Here is a 255-nt window from a genome sequence, read left to right on the forward strand (position 1 = left end):
CCAGCAACTCAGCCGTCGCCCGATCGGCCTCGGCCCGCCGGGAGAACCCGAAGCTGGCCATCTCATGGCCCAGGAAGATGTTCTCCGTCACGCTCAACCCGTCGACCAGGTCGAGCTCCTGATAAATAGTGGCGATGCCGTGGCCCATCGCCGCGGTCGGCGGCGCCAGCCGCACCGGCGAACCGTCCAGCAACACCTCCCCCTCATCCGGCGCATGAGCACCCGACAAGATCTTGATGAGCGTGGACTTCCCGG

General features: G+C 66.7%; 1 protein-coding gene. It reads right to left on the minus strand.

The features are described from left to right. The coding region (locus QSK36_RS43335) for an ATP-binding cassette domain-containing protein (protein ID WP_285786468.1) at positions 1–255 on the minus strand (255 nt) is incomplete at both ends.

This window comes from Microbispora sp. NBRC 16548 (assembly GCF_030268985.1).
GTDB lineage: Bacteria > Actinomycetota > Actinomycetes > Streptosporangiales > Streptosporangiaceae > Microbispora > Microbispora catharanthi.